This is a genomic window from Trinickia sp., from assembly GCF_051953405.1.
Lineage (GTDB): Bacteria > Pseudomonadota > Gammaproteobacteria > Burkholderiales > Burkholderiaceae > Trinickia.
Map to the genome: position 1 here is coordinate 20,605 of NZ_JBQCIV010000018.1, position 17,698 is coordinate 38,302.

Annotated in this window: 11 protein-coding genes; 3 read left to right on the top strand and 8 right to left on the bottom strand. The window is 64.1% G+C overall.

Features of this window, described 5'->3' with window-relative positions:
* Window positions 1-127: 127 nt before the first annotated feature.
* The 4 genes from rpsB to ACTHN9_RS03500 all read right to left on the bottom strand — a co-directional run bounded on the left by rpsB (window position 128) and on the right by ACTHN9_RS03500 (window position 4,068).
* Window positions 128-880 carry a 30S ribosomal protein S2 gene (gene rpsB, locus ACTHN9_RS03485; RefSeq protein ID WP_440535356.1) on the bottom strand — a complete coding sequence of 251 codons (753 nt, stop codon included), beginning with the start codon at window positions 878-880 and terminating at the stop codon, window positions 128-130.
* A 413-nt stretch (window positions 881-1,293) separates the two neighbouring features.
* A complete protein-coding gene (locus ACTHN9_RS03490) occupies window positions 1,294-2,163 on the bottom strand; it encodes an arginase family protein (protein WP_440535357.1) in 870 nt (289 codons plus the stop codon).
* Complete coding sequence (locus ACTHN9_RS03495) at window positions 2,154-3,230, bottom strand: hypothetical protein (RefSeq protein ID WP_440535358.1); 1,077 nt, start codon at window positions 3,228-3,230, stop codon at window positions 2,154-2,156. The genes ACTHN9_RS03490 and ACTHN9_RS03495 overlap by 10 nt, the downstream gene beginning before the upstream one ends.
* A gap of 163 nt (window positions 3,231-3,393) precedes the next feature.
* The gene (locus tag ACTHN9_RS03500; protein ID WP_440535359.1) at window positions 3,394-4,068 is read right to left on the bottom strand and encodes a methyltransferase; all 675 of its coding nucleotides are present in this window, start codon (window positions 4,066-4,068) and stop codon (window positions 3,394-3,396) included.
* A 555-nt stretch (window positions 4,069-4,623) separates the two neighbouring features.
* Between ACTHN9_RS03500 and map the strand changes: the two genes are divergently transcribed.
* The 3 genes from map to ACTHN9_RS03515 all read left to right on the top strand — a co-directional run bounded on the left by map (window position 4,624) and on the right by ACTHN9_RS03515 (window position 9,902).
* Window positions 4,624-5,430, top strand: coding sequence for a type I methionyl aminopeptidase (map, locus tag ACTHN9_RS03505; RefSeq protein ID WP_102643454.1), 807 nt, complete (start codon window positions 4,624-4,626; stop codon window positions 5,428-5,430).
* 113 nt (window positions 5,431-5,543) lie between these two features.
* Window positions 5,544-8,114 carry a [protein-PII] uridylyltransferase gene (locus ACTHN9_RS03510; protein ID WP_440535360.1) on the top strand — a complete coding sequence of 857 codons (2,571 nt, stop codon included), beginning with the start codon at window positions 5,544-5,546 and terminating at the stop codon, window positions 8,112-8,114.
* Window positions 8,115-8,327: 213 nt separating this feature from the next.
* Complete coding sequence (locus ACTHN9_RS03515; RefSeq protein ID WP_440535361.1) at window positions 8,328-9,902, top strand: pseudouridine synthase; 1,575 nt, start codon at window positions 8,328-8,330, stop codon at window positions 9,900-9,902.
* 114 nt (window positions 9,903-10,016) lie between these two features.
* On the opposite strand, the gene def is transcribed toward ACTHN9_RS03515, so the two are convergent.
* The 4 genes from def to smc form a co-directional block, all read right to left on the bottom strand.
* Complete coding sequence (gene def / locus ACTHN9_RS03520) at window positions 10,017-10,550, bottom strand: peptide deformylase (protein WP_440535362.1); 534 nt, start codon at window positions 10,548-10,550, stop codon at window positions 10,017-10,019.
* Window positions 10,547-12,595 carry an NAD-dependent DNA ligase LigA gene (gene ligA, locus ACTHN9_RS03525; protein ID WP_440535363.1) on the bottom strand — a complete coding sequence of 683 codons (2,049 nt, stop codon included), beginning with the start codon at window positions 12,593-12,595 and terminating at the stop codon, window positions 10,547-10,549. Before ligA ends, def begins: the two co-directional genes overlap by 4 nt.
* A gap of 66 nt (window positions 12,596-12,661) precedes the next feature.
* Window positions 12,662-13,903, bottom strand: coding sequence for a cell division protein ZipA C-terminal FtsZ-binding domain-containing protein (locus tag ACTHN9_RS03530; protein WP_440535364.1), 1,242 nt, complete (start codon window positions 13,901-13,903; stop codon window positions 12,662-12,664).
* Window positions 13,904-13,974: 71 nt separating this feature from the next.
* Window positions 13,975-17,493: a chromosome segregation protein SMC gene (gene smc / locus ACTHN9_RS03535; RefSeq protein WP_440535365.1), complete on the bottom strand. Its 3,519-nt coding sequence runs from the start codon at window positions 17,491-17,493 to the stop codon at window positions 13,975-13,977.
* Window positions 17,494-17,698: the final 205 nt, after the last annotated feature.

A 17,698-nucleotide genomic window follows, 5' to 3' on the forward strand; every position in this document is an offset into this window, starting at 1 on the left:
GCCGCTCGCTTTCGATGCGAACGGCACGCATTCGTTCGCGGCGCATCGATCGCGCCGCGCATTGCGCCGACACTTAAAAAAAGGGGGCCTATCGAGAGCCCCCTTTTTTGCCGGCGATGGGGTGGCTTTACTGCTCCCCGCCCACCTCGACGAACTCGTCGCCGTCGGTGCCGCGCGCAGCTTGCACGACTTCGTTGACCGCGTTCGCACGACCTTCCAGGATCGCGTCGGCCACGCCTTCCGCGTACAGCGCAACGGCCTTGCTCGCGTCGTCGTTACCCGGGATCACGTAGTCGATGCCTTCCGGCGAGTGGTTCGTATCGACCACGGCGATCACCGGCACGCCGAGCTTGTTCGCTTCGGTCACGGCGATCTTGTGGTAGCCGACGTCGACGACGAAGATCGCGTCGGGAATGCCGCCCATGTCCTTCACGCCGCCGATCGACTTTTGCAGCTTGGCGATTTCGCGTTCGAACAGGAGCGCTTCCTTCTTGCTCATCTTTTCGAGTTCACCCGCCTCGACCGCGGCTTCCATGTCCTTCAAGCGCTTGATCGACACTTTCAGCGTCTTGAAGTTCGTCAGCATGCCGCCGAGCCAGCGGGCGTTGACGTAGGGCATGCCAGCGCGCTGCGCTTCTTGCGCGATCGTGTCGCGCGACTGGCGCTTCGTGCCGACGAAAAGGATCGTGCCGCGATTGGCTGCCAATTGACGCACGTACTTCAGCGCGTCGTTGTACATCGGCAGCGTCTTTTCGAGGTTGATGATGTGGATCTTGTTGCGATGACCGAAGATGAACGGAGCCATCTTGGGATTCCAGAAGCGCGTTTGGTGACCGAAGTGGACGCCGGCTTCCAGCATCTGACGCATAGTAACTGCCATGTAATTCTCCGCAAGGGTTGGGTCTTAAGCCGGCTGCCGTACCGCCCGCGCCCCGTATTCGTTCACGGACCGCGGCTCGGCACCCTGGGTGCGCCGGCTTGCGAATGGACAACTCGATACAATTCCAGCCGCCCCTCGGCACCGAACCCGCGATGCACCCGATGCACCCGATGCACCGCACACACGTAAGTTCGATTCCCCGAAAGCGACTAGCCCAAAACTATATCACATGAGCACGCACCCTCTCAAGCCGCGCCCTTGGCGCAAGGATGCAGCGGAAGGAAGGAAGGAAGGAAGGAAGGAAGGAAGGAAGGAAGGAAGGAAGGAAGGTCGGTCTCGCGGGCGGGATTAGCGCACACCCTTTCCTGTGGCGATGAAATTTAGGGCTCGATCATCGCGCGGCATAGCAGGGGCTAGGGCGCGATAGGTCGACGGCCAGCGGCCGCACGACGGCCCTTTTCGAAAATAGACAGCAGCTCGAGTATGGTCTTCGCCGTCACATTGCAGGGATCCAATTGTTCATGCCACCCCGAGACCGAAACGGCGACGACGTTATACGAAGTCAGACGCACGAAAAGATCCCGCATGCGTTCCACCGTCGGCCCGCCCGGCACCTGGTATTTGAGCGCGGGCAGCCGCCGCGGATCGAAAATGGAGTCGGTATCGAGGTGGACGTAAAGCGTATCGCACGCCCCGATGCACGCCCGCAGTCGGGCTTGCAGCGAACCGAATTCGCAAAGGACCACGCCCGAGCCGAACAACGCTTCCCGCTCCCCGCCATCTAGATCTCTCGCGTCGGAAAGCACGATCCGGCGCGCGGGATAGGACTTGAATCCCACCGCCCGGACATACTGGGCAAGTGCGTAGTCCCGCGCATGTCGCGCGCGGATGTGCCCGGTAAGGATCGCGAGCGGCATGCCGCCAATATAGCCCGTGCCCGTCGTGCGCCAGGTGTGGAAGTCGCCATGCGCGTCCAGCCACAAGATCCGGTCGGGTTCCCGCCCGGCTTGCTGCAGGCCGGCCAACATGCCCGCCGTCACCAGGCAATCCCCACTGATCGCCATCGGCATCGCCCCACGAACGGCGCACTGCCGAATCGCCTGCGCGAATCGCCGGTATAGGCTTCGCATTCGCAGTAACTGGCCGTCGACCGATTCCACCCGGGTTGCTCGTTCCCAAGGCAAGTCGACCTTGCTCCACCTTCGATCCAGGCTTTGCACGCGAAGCAGCCCCTGCCTGCGCTGCCCCACCCAGAAAGGCACGACATATCGCTCTATATCCATTCAGCGGATTCCATCCGATAATCGAGTTCGTCCATCAACTCGACAACATCGCATCTTTGCGCAAGCTTCATCATCGTCGCTTCGCGCGCGCGCCATCGTTGTCCAGCCGGTTTTTCCGTCGACATTACGATGGGCAATTGTCTCGGCGCCCGGATATTCGGCAAATCCAAATAACCCGTGATCCGATCGAACGTCCGCTGCGGGTCTAGCAAAAAATGTTCAAATTTGACGCGCAACGGTTTGAGATCGCGATGAAGGGTGGCGAGGTGCGCGGATCTCCATTGATTCAAGCACACCTCCTCCAGTGGCTCCTCCGTGTACAGTCTCCAGTTGGGCGGGACCTCGAAGTTCCACCAATGCCGGCCGAACGGCACGACGTCGGAATATCCCTTGATCGCGAGCGATTTATCCATCCGGTGCGAGAGAAATCCGACCGGAGACAGCCAACCGTCCATCAATCCGTTTACGGTCTGCGCGAACCCGCGCGACAAATGGACGTACCGAATGAGCGCATTAGGAAACAGCTTTTCGTATAATCCTGGCCGGTAAACATCGGGCGGCGTTTTGAACAGCAAACACTTGTCCGCGCAATCGTCCTCAACGAAACCGCGTCGGTACGAAGCCGGCACCACGAACGGCGGCTCCTCGAGATTGCTCTTCTCGTCGAACCATAGGCCTTTCGGCGCGGCCCCGGACATCACCCCGTCGTAGAACCATAGACGCTCGGGGGTCCGCCGGTACACTTCGAACAGCACGGCATCGCGCAATGCGCGCGGCGTGCCGCTACGCCGGACCATGTCGCGGGTAATACCGCGCCGCACGGCGCCCGCCATTTCCTCGTATACCGTTCGGTCTGAAAACGAGGCCGGAAAATGAAAAACCAGCCGCTTGACCCATCGTGCTCGAAGCCATTCGACGTCCACCTCTTTCGCGGGAACGCCCAGCGCATCGAATATCAAATCGGTCAACAACGCTTGATTGACGACGTGGTGGATACTGTCGCTATCCGATGTCAACCCAAACCCATTTCCCGATAGCGTCAACAACGGATTGATTTCTCCGTCCATTGATGCAACGGCTGGATGATCAGACAGAAGGGAAGTCAGCAAACTGGACCCAGAGCGTGGCCCGGATAATATGACGGCAACGCGCGTCACCTTATGAGCCCACGCCGCATGCGGCACCGTTCGGAGCCGATGCAAGCGTTCGATCAACCCAGCGAGCATACGGCTACTCCTTCGCCGCTCGCATTATCAAGCAATAGAAGGTCTTACTCGCTTCACCCCGAGTATCGAACCGCGCCTGCGCCAACTTCTCGCAGGTCATGCCCGCCGACGAGGCCAACTCATAGACCCGACCCGGGTCGCCAAAATCGGCCTGCACAAAATAGATGCGGCCATCCGGCTTCAAATATCGCCTAACCTCCCTGAAGAACCGGATATGCAACGAAAAACCCTCATCCCATTGGGATCTAGCGACCATATCAGGCGCGGATTTGTTGCGAAACGGCGGATTAATGGTGATGCAATCGAAACGCTCCTCCCCGACGGCTGAAAACAAGTCAGACTGCCGCACCTCCATGACTGTCGAGAATCCATGATGATGCGCGTTGAATTTCGCGCTTTTTACGGCATCGGCATTGAGATCGACCGCAAGCACGCGGGACGCCCCCTTGTAGCAAGAGGAAATTGCAATCACGCCCGAACCCGTGCAGAGGTCGAGTACACTCTCTCCCGGTTTGATCGCGCAATTACTTACCAATACCTTGCTATCGTCGTACGGCCAAAAAGTGTTGGGGTAAACGAAATAATCCCTCCCCAAATATTCGATCCACGTTCCTTCTGCCGGAACGGTCTTGAACATCTGCTGCCGCTTGATTTGCCAATCGTCGGTCTCGAATTGCATGCACCCCCCTTATTACTCGAATTCTTCGATTAAGCCGCGATGCGCCGCAAACGATTCCGCCCGGGGGCTCGATTAAAATCACGCGATGTCGTTCGGGCGCGCACCGGTCGCGTTAGCACGGACGAATGCGATAATCGCGCGTTAGCATTCAATTCTTAGCAATGCCGAAACGCAATATATTCACAAGTGGGCGTTTACGCAAAGCCGAACGCATGCGCGAAGTACATCGAATGAACTACCTCGCTTTATGTGTCAATTCGTGGGATTTTCACGGCGAGCCGCATTGGCGCGGCTCAGCGATAGACCGCCGAGGCAATGCCGCACCGATCCCTGCGTGGCCCAGCCGCAAGCTATTACGCTGCCGCTCGCGCTTTGGTCGGACGCCATGCCGCCCTATCGTGGGAAGAGCGGCGGTAGGCATTCATCGCACCAAGGCGTGCGAGCGCGCGATCCGCGTCGCGCTGACCCTGTGTCGCGACGGTGGCGGCTGCCACGGGGCCCATATGGTGCGATAATCGCGAAATCCACGTACCTACCGTTCTCAGGCCCGTATCCATGGCTATCACGATCAAAAACGAAGACGACATCGCGAAAATGCGCGTCGCATGCCGTCTGGCGAGTGAAGTGCTCGATTACATCACCCCGTTCGTCAAGCCCGGAGTGACCACGGCCGAACTCGACCGGCTCTGCCACAACTACATGCTCGACGTGCAAGGCACGGTCCCCGCGCCGCTCAATTATCAGCCGCCCGGCTATCCGCCCTACCCGAAGGCCACCTGCATCTCGGTCAACGACGTCATCTGCCACGGGATCCCCGGCGATAAAGTGGTCAAGAACGGCGACGCGCTGAACATCGACATCACCGTCATCAAAGACGGCTACTTCGGCGACACGAGCCGAATGTTCATCGCGGGCGAAGGCTCCATCCTCGCCAAGCGCCTGGCACAGACCACCTACGAATGCATGTGGCTCGGCATCGAGCAGGTGCGCCCGGGCGCCCGGCTCGGCGATATCGGCCATGCCATCCAACGGCATGCCGAGGCGAGCGGCTATAGCGTCGTGCGCGAATACTGCGGCCACGGCATCGGCACCGTGTTTCACGAAGATCCGCAAATCTTGCATTACGGCCGCCCCGGTACGGGGCTGGAGCTGCAAAAGGGCATGATTTTCACGATCGAGCCGATGATCAACGCCGGTCGGCGCGAAATTCGCACGATGCCCGACCAATGGACGGTCAAGACGAAGGATCGCAGCCTGTCCGCGCAATGGGAGCACACGGTGCTCGTGACCGACACGGGCTACGACGTGCTGACCGTCTCGGCCGGCACGCCGGCCAAGCCGTCGATCGCCGTCGCGGCCTAACCGGCAGCCCGGCGGCCCGGCGCGGCCGCAAATCCGCGCATCGCCGGCTGCGTCTGGCGATGCGCGCTCGCCCTTTCACGTATCCATCGGTATTTCGCCGTTCGCCCTAGCCTATGAGCGCCCCCGCCGTCATCACGGACCCCGCGTCGGTCAAAGCCGACTACCGCGCCGCCAAGGCCGAACTGCTCGCGCGCTTCAAAACAGCTAGCCGCGTCGATGCGCTCATGCAGACGCTGTCGCGCACCACGGACGACGCCCTGCGCCGTGCCTGGGACGTGTGCGAGCTGCCGGCGTCGAGCGCGCTCGTGGCCGTGGGCGGCTACGGTCGGGGCGAACTCGCGCCCTACTCCGATATCGACATCCTCGTCCTGCTGCCCGATACCGTGCCGCCCGAACTCGACGCGCGTATCGAACGCTTTATCGGCATGGCGTGGGACCTCGGTCTCGAGATCGGCAGCAGCGTGCGCACGGTCGCGCAATGCGTCGAGGAAGCGGCTAACGACATCACCGTTCGTACTTCGCTGCTCGAGGCGAGGCGCATTACCGGCAGCACCGCACTCTTTCAGCGCGTGGTCCTGCGCTTGAACGACGCGCTCGACGCGCGCGCCTTCTTTCAGGCGAAGGTGCTCGAAATGCGCCAGCGCCACGCGAAGTTCCAAGACACGCCGTACAGCCTCGAACCGAACGTCAAGGAAAGCCCCGGCGGGCTGCGCGATCTGCAATTGATCCTCTGGATCGCGCGCGCGGCAGGGTTCGGGCGCAGTTGGCGCGAACTCGACGAGCGCGGCCTCATTACGGCGCGCGAGGCGCGCGAGCTGCGCCGCAACGAGGCGTTTTTGAAGACGTTGCGCTCACGGCTGCACGTGATTGCCGGCCGTCGGCAAGACGTGCTCGTGTTCGACCTGCAAACGGCGGCGGCCGAAAGCTTCGGCTACAGCGCCACGCAAGCGCGGCGCGCCAGCGAGCAGCTCATGCGCCGCTACTATTGGGCCGCCAAGGCGGTGACGCAGCTCGCGACGATTCTGATCCAGAACATCGAGGCGCAACTGTTTCCGCGTACGAGCGGGATCACGCGCGTGCTGTCGGAGCGCTTCGTCGAAAAGCAAGGGATGATCGAAATCGCCAGCGACGACGTGTTCGAACGCACGCCCACGGCGATTCTCGAGGCCTTCTTGCTCTACGAAACGACGCACGGCACGAAGGGGCTCTCGGCCCGCACGCTGCGGGCGCTCTATAACGCGCGCGAGATCATGGATTCGCGCTGGCGGCGCGATTCGGAGAATCGCCGGCTCTTCATCGAAATCTTGAAGCAGCCGCGGGGCATTACGCATGCGCTGCGGCTCATGAACCAGACGAGCGTACTCGGCCGCTACCTGCTGAACTTTCGGCGCATCGTCGGGCAGATGCAGCACGACCTTTACCACGTCTATACCGTCGATCAGCACATCCTGATGGTGCTGCGCAATCTGCGCCGCTTCGCCTTGGCCGAGCATGCCCACGAATACCCGTTCTGCAGCCAATTGATGGCGAACTTCGAGCGGCAATGGGTGCTGTACGTGGCGGCGCTGTTTCACGACATCGCCAAAGGGCGCGGCGGGGATCACTCCACGCTCGGGATGGCCGATGCGCGTCGCTTCTGCCGCGATCATGGCATGACCGGCGACGACACGTCGCTCGTGGTTTGGCTCGTGCAGCATCATTTGACGATGAGCCAAGTTGCACAGAAGCAAGACACGAGCGACCCGCAAGTCATCAAGCAATTCGCCGAACTGGTCGGCAACGAACGCCGGCTCACGGCGCTTTACCTGCTGACCGTCGCCGATATACGCGGCACGAGCCCGAAGGTGTGGAATACCTGGAAAGGCAAGCTGCTCGAGGATCTGTACCGGATGACGCTCGCCGTGCTCGGAGGTGCCCGTCCCGACGAGCATTCCGAACTGAAAACGCGCCAAGAAGAAGCGCTCGCGCTGCTGCGGCTCGAGACGGTGCCCGACAACGCCCATCGCGCCTTGTGGGACGAACTCGACGTCGGCTATTTCCTGCGCCACGACGCCGCCGATATCGCCTGGCAAACGCGTGTGCTGTACCGGCACGTGCGTACCGATGCGCCGATCGTGCGGGCGCGCCCGTCCCCGATCGGCGAGGCGCTGCAAGTGCTCGTCTACGTGCAGGACCGCTCCGATCTGTTCGCCGGCATCTGCGCCTATTTCGACCGCAACAGCCTGTCGGTGCTCGATGCCCGCATCAACACGACTCGCCACGGCTACGCGCTCGATAACTTCATCGTTGCGCGCACCGAAGACGACGTGCAGTATCGCGACATCGCGAACCTCGTCGAGCAGCAACTCGCCGCCCGGCTCTCGTCGGACGCGCCGTTGCCTGAGCCGTCCAAGGGCCGCTTGTCGCGGCTGTCGCGAACTTTCCCGATTACCCCGCGCGTCGACTTGCGAGCCGACGAGCGAGGGCAGTACTACATCCTGTCCGTGTCGGCCAACGACCGGCCAGGGCTCCTTTATTCGATCGCGCGCGTGTTGGCGGTGCATCGGGTCGGCGTCCACGCGGCGCGGATCAATACGCTCGGCGAGCGCGTCGAGGACGTGTTCCTCCTCGACGGGCGCGGCCTTTCCGATAACCGCTTGCAGATCCAGCTGGAAACCGAGCTGCTGCGCGCGATCGCAGTGTGAGAATTTATGCGCGTCAAACTGACAGCCAAGCATCCGCGCCCGGCATCGCCGAGCCGCGCCCCCGTTCGTGCCGGTAGCCCGTCGGCTCGCAAGACGCCGCGTGCGGCGCCCGCCCCGATATCCGCCCCCGCCGCTAAAACGAGCGCGCCCCGTGGCGCCGCTAAAGCGGGCGGGCCAGCCGCCGCGGCCGGAAAGCGTCGCGACGGTTCGAGCATGAAGCCCCGCGAAGGCGCAGCGTACAAAGCGCCGCGAGCGCGCGCCGAGCGAGGGGCCGCGGACGATACGGCGCGGCGCGCCCCTCGGCCCGCCCAAGCGCGCGAGACGCGGACTTCGCGCGAAGAAGGCGGGCGCCAAGGTCAGCACGACACGCGGCCCGCAGGAAACAAGCGCATCGGCGCCGACCGCCGTTCCGACGAAGCGCCGCGGCGCGCGCCGCGCACGCCGGACGAGCGTCGTCCCCGGGGCGAGCGCGACGATAACGCGCGCGGCCCGCGTGCTGCGACGCGCGCACGCCCCGGCGAAGCCGCTGGCGGCAGCGCCGGCTATCGCAGCCGCGGCGGCCCGGGCGAGCGTGCCGATCGCGGCGATCGCGGCGAGCGTGCCGAGCGCTCCTTTGGCGACGCTCGCTCGGCTCGCGGCGAGCGCGCGCCGCGTGACGAGCGCGCGGCCGGCGGCGGGCGTCCCGCGCGAGGCGCTGCCGCCCGTCCGGTTCGCGAGCCGCGCGCGGAAACGGGCGACCAGCCACGCAAATTCGCCCGCCCCGCCAAGCCGGGCGCTGCGTCGACCGGCGCCGCCGCGCCGCGCCGCGAGACGGGTTTCTCCCGGTCGGGCTCTGGCTCGAGCACGAGCACGGGTGGGAGAAGCGCGAATCGCGAGGGGCGAGCTGCCTCGGAAACGCGCTCGCGGCCGACGCCGGCCAAACGCATGGACACGCCGGCCGCGAAAACCGGTTCGTTGCGCGTCGCCAAACCGGTCAAAGCCTCAACGGGCGCTAGCCAAACAGCCCATCGCGCGATCGCCGCCGACGAAGACGGGCTCGTCCGTCTCTCGAAGCGCATGTCGGAACTCGGCTTGTGCTCGCGCCGGGAGGCCGACGAGTGGATCGAAAACGGCTGGGTGCGCGTAGACGGAGAACGCATCGATACGCTCGGCACGCGTATCCGTCCCGATCAGCACATCGAAATCACGCGCGACGCCCAAGCCGCGCAATCGAAGCAAGTGACGATCTTGCTGCACAAGCCCGTCGGCTATGTGTCGGGTCAAGCGGAAGACGGTTACGAACCCGCCGTCACGTTGATTACGGCGGCCAATCGCTGGGAAGGCGATCGGGCCGATACGCGTTTCGTTCCGAGCCATCTGCGCGCACTCGCGCCGGCCGGCCGGCTCGACATCGATTCCACCGGCTTGCTCGTGCTGACGCAGGACGGCCGCATTGCCAAGCAGCTCATCGGCGAGCATTCGAGCGTCGAAAAGGAATATCTCGTGCGCGTGACGTTCGGCGATATCGAGACCGATGTCGCCGAGCACTTCCCCGCGGAAAAACTCGCGCTACTTCGGTTCGGCCTGTCGCTCGACGGCGCCGCGCTCAAAGCCGCGAAAGTGAGTTGGCAAAACGGCGAACAGCTTCGGTTCGTGCTTCGCGAAGGGAAGAAGCGGCAAATCCGCCGGATGTGCGAATTGGTCGGGCTACAGGTGGTTGGGCTCAAGCGTGTCCGCATGGGCAGCGTGGCGCTTGGCCCGCTGCCGCAGGGTAAATGGCGATATTTGCTGCCGAACGAGGCGTTTTGAGCCCAAGCCAAGCGACGAGGGGGCGCCGATCGCCCCCTCTTGCGTCAACAGCCGTGTCGAACCGTTTGCGGGCCGCTGCACGCCAGCCCGGGCTGCGCCCGGTGGCGCGCTGGTTCAATCGTCCGAATTCGGATCGAGATCCGGGAACAAGACCTCGGTGAACCCGAATTTCGAGAAATCGGTAATTCGCATCGGATAGAGCTTGCCGATCAAGTGATCGCACTCGTGCTGCACGACGCGCGCATGGAACCCTTCGGCGACACGATCGATCGGTTGGCCGTATTGATCGAAGCCGTGATAGCGGATCATCGAAAACCGATTGACCACGCCACGCATACCGGGCACGGACAAACACCCTTCCCAGCCCTCCTCCATATCTTGCGACACGGGCGTAATGGTGGGATTGATGAGGACCGTCTCCGGCACGGGCGGCGCTTCGGGGTAACGCTCGTTGTGACCGAACCCGAAAATCACCACCTGCAGATCGACTCCGATTTGCGGCGCAGCCAGCCCCGCGCCGTTCGCGGCGTGCATCGTCTCGAACATATCGGCGATCAGCGTATGCAATTCGGGCGTATCGAAATGTTCGACGTTCTGAGCGATGCGCAGCAGGCCCGGATCGCCCATCTTCAAAATGTCACGGATCATGGATTGTCGCCCTCCAGGAGCTTGCGCATACCGTCTTCGTCGAGAATCTTGATGCCGAGTTCCTCGGCCTTGGCCAGCTTACTCCCGGCTTCGGCCCCCGCCACCACGTAATCGGTCTTCTTCGATACCGAGCCGGCCACCTTCGCACCGGCCGCTTCGAGCATTTCCTTCGCTTGCTCGCGTGCGAGCGTGGGCAACGTACCGGTCAGCACGATCGTCTTGCCGGCCAACACGCCCTGCGGCGCGCGCGGCGCCGGCGGCCCTTCGGGCCACGTCACGTTCGCCCGCAGTTGATCGATCACCGTGCGATTGTGCGCCTCGGCAAAAAACTGATGGATCGACTCGGCCACCACGGGACCCACGCCCGCGACTTCCATCAACGTTTCGACCGTTGCATCCAGCACGGGCGCGAGCGAGCCGAAATGGCGAGCAAGATCTTTCGCCGTCGACTCGCCGACGTCAGGGATACCCAGCGCGAAGATAAAACGCGCGAGCGTCGTATGCTTGGCTTTCTCGAGCGAATCGATCAGATTTTGCGCCGATTTATCGGCGAAGCGCTCGAGCGCGACCAGCGTCGAGAAGCCCAGATTGAACAAATCGGCCGGCGTACGGACGAGATTTTGCTCCACGAGCTGATCGATGATCTTTTCGCCCAACCCGTCGATATCGAGCGCTCGGCGTTGCGCGAAATGCTCGAGCGCGCGCTTGCGCTGCGCCGGACACACCAGCCCGCCCGTGCAGCGCGCCACGGCCTCGCCAGGCAAACGCTCGATGGCCGAGCCGCAAGCCGGGCATTCGGTCGGCATGACGAACGCTCGGGCATCGGGCGGGCGCCGCTCCATCACCGGGCCCACCACCTCGGGAATCACGTCGCCGGCGCGGCGCACGATAACGGTGTCGCCCGCGCGCAAATCCTTGCGATGGACTTCGTCTTCGTTATGCAGCGTCGCGTTCGTCACGGTCACGCCGCCGACGAAGACGGGCGCCAGACGCGCCACCGGCGTGATCGCACCAGTGCGCCCCACGTTCACGCCGATCTCCAGCAATTCCGTCAGCGCTTCCTCGGGCGGAAACTTATGAGCGAGCGCGAAACGCGGCGCGCGCGAGACGAAACCGAGCACGTCTTGCTCGTCTTTGCGATTGACCTTGTAGACGACGCCGTCGATATCGTAGGGCAACGTCTTGCGCTTTTCTCCGATCCGCCGATAAAACGTCAGTAGCGCGTCCGCGCCTTGGACGACGGCGCGCTCGCCGCACACGGGCACGCCCAGCTCGGCATACCAATCGAGCAGCGCATCGTGCGTGTCGGGCATCGGAACGCCTTCGAGCACCCCGATACCGTAGGCGAAGAACGACAACGGCCGCCGCGCCGTGATGCTCGAATCGAGCTGACGCAGGCTGCCTGCCGCCGCATTGCGCGGATTGGCGAATTCGCGCTGGCCGGCCTCTCGCTGCTGCGCGTTCAAACGATCGAAATCGCGTCTGAACATCAAGACTTCGCCGCGTATTTCGAGCACCTTCGGGATCCGATCGCCCTTCAAGCGCAGCGGAATCGATCGCACCGTACGCACGTTGCGGGTCACGTCCTCGCCGGTCGAGCCGTCGCCGCGTGTCGCCGCCTGCACCAGGCGGCCGTCTTCGTAACGCAGCGCAATCGCCAAGCCATCGAATTTCAGTTCGCAGGAATACTCGACAGGCGCCCGGTCTAGCCGATCGCTCACGCGCTTGTCGAACGCCGTGACGTCCTCATCGGTGAAGCCGTTGTTCAGCGACAGCATCGGCAGCGCATGCACGACCGGCGCGAAGCCGCTGGCGACTTCGCCGCCTACGCGCTGCGTCGGCGATTCGGGCGTAATCAGATCGGGGTGCGCCGACTCGATCGACTGCAATTCCGAATACAAGCGGTCGTACTCGGCATCCGGGATTTGCGGCTGATCGAGCACGTAGTACTGATAGTTCGCCCGCTCGAGTTCGCTGCGCAGCCAGGCGGCGCGTTCGGCCGGCTGATCGAGGGGCGGAGGCGATTCGGCTTGCTTGCGTGCCATGTCGTTGATCTTGTTCTCGATGCGTGCGAAAACGAGCCCGCGCGGCGGGCCGCTTCGCCGGGCTGTTTACTGGCTGAACAGGCGACGCGTGGCGGCGGAGCCGGCGGGAATGCCAGCCTCCTCGAGCCGCGCGTACAGCGTCATCAATTGTTTTTCGATCGCGAGCAGCGCCTGCTCCGGCAAGGGCCGACGCTGATCGTCGACGACCCGCCCGCCGATGCGCTCCGCCAGCGATTTGGCGTAATCGCACATGAGCCTGAACGGCAGGATGTCTTCATCCGCGACGGGCACGTCGAGGATGAGCGTAATCATCTGCCCGCCCTTGTAGGTCAGGTCGTCTCGCAGGAAATTCGTGTCGCCGAATTGCAGCATGAACACGGGGCTTTGCTTGGCGTCGAGCTTGACGAAGCGCGTGCCGTCGCGCGAAAGCAGCAGAGCGTCTTGCGAGGCCACGGCCTGCACGTAGTTGGCCGACCACGGCGCGCCGTCGGACAGCACGTTGATGGACAGCTGCGCGTCGCATTGCGCCGCGAACGCATCGAGTTCGCGCGCCATCGATACGGTTTCGAGCATGTCCGGAAATTCGGGCGCACCGTCGATCGCATCGGCGAATTGCTGCACGCCCGAGACGAACTCCGAGAACTCCAGCTCGTTGAGCGCGCCACTGCGGTTGGCCAGTTGCACCGCCGCGCGCAGTTCCTCGTAGCGCTGCGCGTTCTGCAGCAACTCCCACGCACTGCCGCCTTCCGGCTTGCCTTCGATATAAACCGGCTTGCTGCCCGCGCGGCGCAACCGCTGCGCCAGCGGCGCCGCTTTCTCGCCGGCAATGGACCCGGACAAGCGAATCGGCACGACGCAATCGATCCGACGGTCGACGATATGCGGCGGCGCGGCCGAAATGGTCGTCGCGGCCGGCGTCACGGTCTGCCCGTCGCTTGACGTCGCCTCGGCGGTGGCCGCCTCCGGCGACGGTTCGGCCGTAAAACCATTAGGCGTGGTCGTCTCGGCTTGGATGTCGGCCGGAATGTCGAGCGGCGCCGAGATGCCGCCGAAGCTCGGCTCGATCCGTGCGGCCTCGCCTTCGTGCGCGCCATCCGCTCCCGTCCCGTCGCGTCGTGCGCCACGCGCCGGTTCGATGAACGGCCGTTCTTCCTCTTGATCGTGGCGCGCGGGGCCGGGCTCCGTGTCGGCCGGCATCGGCCGCGGCATCCGGCGGCGCACCTTGGCGCCTTGCCATGCGTTGTATACGACCACCCCTCCCACCACGACGGCGCCTGCGCCGATCAATCCGAGTGTCAACTCGTCCATGCACGCTCCATGAAGCATTCCTGTGTCGCGGCCGCACCCGGCTTTTTGTCCCGCCGGCGCGGATCCGCTCGTTAGACGGTATTCTGGGCGAAACCGGCAGCCGTTTCCATGTCCACGGCCACGATGCGCGACACGCCTTGCTCTTGCATCGTCACGCCGATCAGCTGCTGCGCCATCTCCATCGCGATCTTGTTGTGCGAAATGAACAGGAACTGCGTTTTGTCCGACATCGCCCGCACGAGGTTCGCGAAGCGTTCGGTGTTGGCGTCGTCGAGCGGTGCATCGACTTCGTCGAGCAAGCAAAACGGCGCGGGGTTGAGCTGGAACATCGCGAACACGAGCGCGGTAGCCGTGAGGGCCTTCTCGCCGCCCGAAAGCAGGTGAATCGTCGAATTCTTCTTGCCCGGCGGCTGCGCCATCACCTGAACGCCGGCATCCAGGATTTCGTCGCCCGTCATGATCAGCTTGGCCTGACCGCCGCCGAACAGGCGCGGGAACAATTCGCCGAAATGCCGGTTGACTTCGTCGAACGTGCCTTGCAACAAGGTACGCGTTTCCTGGTCGATCTTGCGGATCGCGTCTTCGAGCGTTTCGATCGCGCGCGTCAAATCCTCCGACTGCGCATCGAGGAACGTCTTGCGCTCCTTGGCGGCCGCGAGTTCGTCGAGCGCGGCCATGTTCACCGGCCCCAGCGCCGTAATCGCATTGTTGATGCGCGTGACTTCGCCTTGCAGATACGACGGTTTCATATCGGGCGTGAGCTTCGCTTGCAACTGCGCCTCGTCGACGCCAGCGGCCTGAAGCTGCTCGACGAATTGCTCGCCCGCGATCCGGGCCGCCTGTTCCTTGAGCTGCAGTTCGGTGATCCGATCGCGCAACGGCTGCAGCGATCGCTCCACGCTCAAGCGCGTTTCATCGGCTTGGCGCAGCTTCGCCGTCAGATCGTCGAGTTCGTGGCGCGCGGCCGAGAGCGCGGCCTCCTTATGCGAACGAACCTCCAACGCTTCTTGCAAGCCCGTGTGGGTGGTTTGCTCGTTGATCGTTTCCAGTTCGGCGCGCGCATCTTCGAGCGTGCCCGCCACGCGTTCGCTTTGTTCGTGCGCGACTTGAATGCTGCGCTTCAGTTCGTCGATCCGCGCCGCCATGTTGCGTGCCGCGAAGCGCGCATCGGAGGCCGCGCGTTCGAGATCGCGCGCGTGCGTGCGCGCCGCCGATAGGGTTTCGTCGAGCGATTCGAAGGCGAGCTGGTTCTCTTCGAAGCGAGCCTGCAGTTGTGCCAGCTCGCCGTCGTGACGTTCGAAGTTCGCCTCGGATTCCGCGCGCTGCGCCCGCTGCTCTTCGATTTGCGCGACGATCTCTTCGAGTTCCTCGCGGATTTGCGTGCTGCGTTGCGTGTAACGTTCGTGCGCTTGCGTGAGCTTGAGCACGTCCAGTTGCAGCGCGTGCACCCGCTGCGTGGCGCGCTCGACTTGCGCCCGCGCCTCGGTCACGGCCTGCGAGGCCTGCGTATGGGCCGCTTCCGCACGGATCGCGGCCGTCTTGGCCTCGTCGGCGAGCAGCGTTTGGGCGCGCAGTTGGCGCGTGAGGTTCTCGATTTCCTGCTGGCGGGCCAGCATGCCCGCTTGTTCGGAATCGGCCGCGTACAGTTGCACGCCCACGCGCGTCACGACGTGGCCCGCCTTGACGACGAGCATCGCCCCCTCGGGCAATTGCGCGCGCATGGCCAGCGCTTGAGTCAGATCGTCGGCGACATAGGCCGCGCCCAGCCAATCGCTCAGCACGGCACGCAGGCCGGCGTCGTCGATGCGGATCAGCGAGAGCAGCGGCGTGAGGCCTGCCGGCGTATCGCGCGGCGCGCCGGCGGAAGGCGGCGCATAAAAGGCCAGTTTGGCCGGCGGTGCGTCGCTCGCGAATGCCCGCACCCAATCGAGATTCGAGATCTCGAGCGCCGCCAAGCGCTCGCGCAGAATCGACTCGAGCGCCGCTTCCCAGCCCGCCTCGACGTGCAGCTTCTTCCACAGACGCGGCAACCCGGCGAGTTCGTGCTTGTCCAGCCAGGGCTGAATCTTGCCCTCGGTCTGCACGTTTTCCTGCAACTGCTTGAGCGCGACGAGCCGCGCTTCCAGTTGATGAATCTGAGCGCCCTCGCTCTGCACGCGATCGTGCGCTGCGCGACGCTCCGCCTCGGCGCGGGGCAGCGTCTCCTGCGCCTCGCCGAGACGCGCCTGCGCGTCGTTCAGAATCTCTTCCTGCTCGGCGAGCTGCATGCGCTGCTCTTCGAGCTGCGCTTCGTCGGGAACGTCGAGACCGCCCGCCTCCGATTTGAACCGTTCGTGGCGCTGTTGCAATTGCTGCAACTGCTGATCGGCGTTGCGTTGATGCGCCGCCTCCAGCTTGAGCGCCTGCTCCGTTTGCGCAATGCCCGCGCGCTCCTCGTTCAGTTGCGTTTGCGCGTCGCGCCAGCGCGCTTCGAGTGCGGGCAGCTCATCGTGTTTCGCCGCCGCCTCGTCTTCCGCCAGCGCCGCCTTTTCTTCGGCGACGGCAAGCTGCTCCTCGGCCTGTTCGAGATCGTCGCGCGCTTTTTCCGCCTGCGCCTGCCACTGCTCGCGCTGCGCCGTCAGCGCGGCGATTTGCGCTTGCACGCGGTTGCGCGATTCGATCACGAACTTGATCTCGGCCTCGAGCCGGCTCACTTCGGCATTGGCCTCGTAAAGCGAGCCTTGCGCGCCTTGCATCGCATCGCTGGCCGCGTAGTGCGCCACGCGCAGCGTTTCGAGATCGGCTTCGACTTCGCGCAGCTTGGCCGTTTGCGCTTCGAGATCGATTTGCGCTTCGGCGATGGCGCGTTGCTGACGGCCCTGTTCGCCGGCCGCCTCGTTCTTGCGCAAGAGCCACAGCAACCGTTGCTTTTCTTCGCCGTCGGTTTGCAGTTCCTTGAATCGGGTGGCGACGACGGCCTGCGCCTCGAGCTTTTCAAGGTTGGTACCGAGTTCGCGCACGATGTCTTCGACCCGCGTCAGATTTTCGCGCGTGTCGTGCAGGCGGTTCTCGGTTTCGCGGCGGCGCTCCTTGTACTTCGACACGCCCGCGGCCTCTTCCAAGAACACGCGCAGCTCTTCCGGCTTCGCCTCGATGATGCGCGCGATCATGCCCTGCCCGATGATCGCGTAGGCGCGCGGGCCAAGACCCGTGCCGAGGAAGATGTCTTGGATGTCGCGCCGGCGCGCGGGCAGGTTGTTGATGTAGTAACTGGAAGTGCCGTCGCGCGTGAGCACGCGCTTCACGGCGATCTCGCCGTACTGGCCCCACTGGCCGGCCGCGCGCCCTTCGGAGTTGTCGAAGACGAGTTCAACGCTCGCGCGGCTACCCGGCTTGCGCGCGGTCGAGCCGTTGAAGATGACGTCCTGCATCGATTCGCCGCGCAGCTCCGAGGCGCGCGATTCGCCGAGCACCCATCGCACGGCGTCGATGATGTTGGACTTGCCGCATCCGTTCGGGCCGACCACGCCGACGAGCTGGCCCGGGACCTGGAAATGCGTGGGATCGACGAAGGATTTGAAGCCAGCGAGTTTGATCGAGGTCAGACGCACGGCGATATCGCTGTTTTGAGGGTGGGTCGAACAAAAACGCGGCCGGCCACGCCCGCGCACGACACCGCGGCCGGCGAACACGGGCCGCCGCGGCGCATGCGCGGCGAGCCGCCGCCGCGATGCTTTTGGGTCGCGAAGCCGAGCGCTGACCATACCGGGCGCGTGCTCCGCGAACGAGTGGCAATCATACCATCGCGGGCTCGCC